Origin of the sequence: Sphingomonas sp. (assembly GCF_031380695.1) — a bacterium.
Lineage (GTDB): Bacteria > Pseudomonadota > Alphaproteobacteria > Sphingomonadales > Sphingomonadaceae > Sphingomicrobium.
The window spans coordinates 1-2,426 of record NZ_JANMWY010000109.1 but is presented as its reverse complement, the minus strand read 5'-3'; the positions used below and the strand labels follow the sequence as shown (position 1 = coordinate 2,426).

At 68.5% G+C, this 2,426-nt stretch carries 1 protein-coding gene and 1 pseudogene; one reads left to right on the top strand and one right to left on the bottom strand.

Annotation, left to right across the window (positions count from 1 at the left end; translation table 11 throughout):
- The coding region (gene mutL / locus RMN84_RS04115) for a DNA mismatch repair endonuclease MutL (protein WP_309610932.1) at window positions 1-1,453 on the top strand (1,453 nt) is incomplete at its 5' end.
- A gap of 499 nt (window positions 1,454-1,952) precedes the next feature.
- On the opposite strand, the pseudogene RMN84_RS04110 reads toward mutL, so the two are convergent.
- A pseudogene (locus RMN84_RS04110) lies at window positions 1,953-2,426 on the bottom strand (ketol-acid reductoisomerase); the annotation flags it as partial.

Here is a 2,426-nt window from a genome sequence, read left to right as displayed (position 1 = left end):
CCACCAACCACCCGACGGCTGGAAAATCGCGATCGACCATGGCGTGCCGGCCGGGGAGGGGCCAGCGGCGCTGCCCCCGGGCACCCGCGTCAGGGTCGAAGGGCTGTTCGACAAGGTCCCCGCGCGCCGCAAGTTCCTCCGCTCCCCGCGCGCCGAATATGCCGCCTGCCTCGACGCGGTGAAGAGGCTCGCGCTGGCCCGGCCCGACGTCGCTTTCAGCCTCGACCATGACGGCCGCCGCACGCTGGGCGTGCAGGCCAGCGCGGGACCGGCGCGCGTCGCGGCACTGCTCGACCCGGGGCTGGAACGGCACGGCGTCGGCATCGATCACCGCCGCGACGGCTTCCACCTCACCGGCGTGGTCAGCCTGCCGACCTTCAATCGCGGCATGGGCGACCAGCAATTTCTGTTCGTCAACCGCCGCCCGGTCAAGGACCGGCTGCTCGTCGGCGCGCTGCGCGGCGCTTATCGCGACCTCATCGCCCGCGACCGCCACCCGATCGCGGCGCTGTTCATCGAAGTGCCGGGCGGCGAGGTCGACATCAACGTCCACCCCGCCAAGACCGAAGTCCGCTTCCGCGACCCGGCGGCGGTGCGCGGCCTGATCGTCGGCGGAATCCGCAGCGCGCTCGACGCTCAAGGCCACCGCAGCGCCGGCCGAGAGCAGAGCGCTGCACCGGTGATGTGGACTTCGAGTGCCACGGAAGAAGCGTCTCTTCTTCGTCATCCCCGCGAAAGCGGGGACCCAGCGCAACAAAAAAACTGGGTCCCCGCTTTCGCGGACGTGACGAATGGTGTCGCCGACGGCCATCTCCAGTTCGCCAACCTCGCTCCCGCCGCCCGCGCCGAACCCGCCACCGCCCCAGTCCCAGCCCACCCGCTCGGCGTCGCCCGCGGCCAGGTCGCGCAGACCTATATCGTCGCCGAAGCCGAGGACGGCCTGATCATCGTCGACCAGCACGCCGCCCACGAACGCCTCGTCCTGGAACGGATGCGCGCCGCGCGTGAAGGCGGCGGCGTCGCGCGCCAGGCGCTGCTGATCGCCGAAACCGTCGAACTCGACGAGCCCGATTGCGACCGGCTCGAGGACGCCGCGCCCGAGCTGGCCGAAATGGGTCTCGAGATCGAGCGGTTCGGTGCCACCGCCATGCTCGTCCGCGCCGTCCCGGTCGCGCTCGGCCAGCCCGACGTCGCCGCGCTGCTCGCCGACCTCGCCGCCGAAATCGCCGAACTAGGTGGCGCCCTGTCCCTCCGCGACCGCCTCGACCACGTCGCCGCGACCATCGCCTGCCACGGCTCGGTGCGGGCGGGGCGGACGCTGACCGTCGCGGAAATGAATGCGCTGTTGCGAGAGATGGAAGTCACGCCGAGGTCGGGCCAGTGCAACCATGGCCGACCGACTTGGGTGAAGCTGGCCCACGGTGATATCGAGCGGTTGTTCGGACGGAAGTGAGTGACGTACTAAAAGGCATCCTCTTCCCGTCGCCCCGGGTTTGAGCCGGGGTCCCGCTTCTCCTCCACCAAGACATGGCAAGGGGCGGCTGGGTCACCATCATGGCGGACCGCTATCGCGGAACAATGTACGTCCTTCGTATCGCACCACGAGAAAAGATTTTCCTACTCGGCTTTGTTCTGGCACAGAATCGGTGATGCGGGTGGGATTGTCTTTGATCGGGGGTTCTGAGCGCTGGCGCTACGTGCGTTTGCGGGCGCGCAGGGCAACGCGACGAAGGTCACACTTCCATCAGCTTCGCGTTTGTCCAAACCGCGCAAATCCAGAGGGTTCCCATTAAGGTCACAGCCTCGCGAAAATTCGCCGCGGCATCAACTTCGTGACCCTGCCCGAAAGCCACGCTTCCTTGCTCAAGCGGCTTCAGCGAACGGCGCCGTCGCCCTGACCCCCCATGGTCACCGTGAAGATCGTGAAGATCGGTGCCAAAAACTCAATGATTTCAGCCAATATCCGCGATCCGCTGCCGCGCCAGTTCGACCCCAGCAAACCGCGCCCGCCCGCGCGCCGCGCGCAGCTGCGGATAGCCCGAGGCTTCCTCGTCGGCGAGCTGCGCCGCGAACCGTCCGGCGCGGATTTCCTCGAAGATATCGCGCATCCGCTGGCGCACGCCTTCGTCGACGATGCGCGGGCCGCCAAGCACCGCGCCCAATTCGGCGGTGTTGCTGATCGCCTCGCGCATCGCCGCCAGCCCGCGCGCCTCGACCAGTTCGGCGAGCAGTTTCAGCTCACCGACGCACTCCATGAAGGCGACTTCGGGCGCGATGCCGCCGGCGACGAGCGTGTCGAACCCGGCCTCGAGGATCGCCGGTACCGCGCCCCACACCACCGCTTGCTCATTGAACAAATCGGCCTCGCACTCCTCGGCGAAGGTCGAGGCGATGAGGCCCGCGCGGCCGCAGCCCAATGCCCGGCC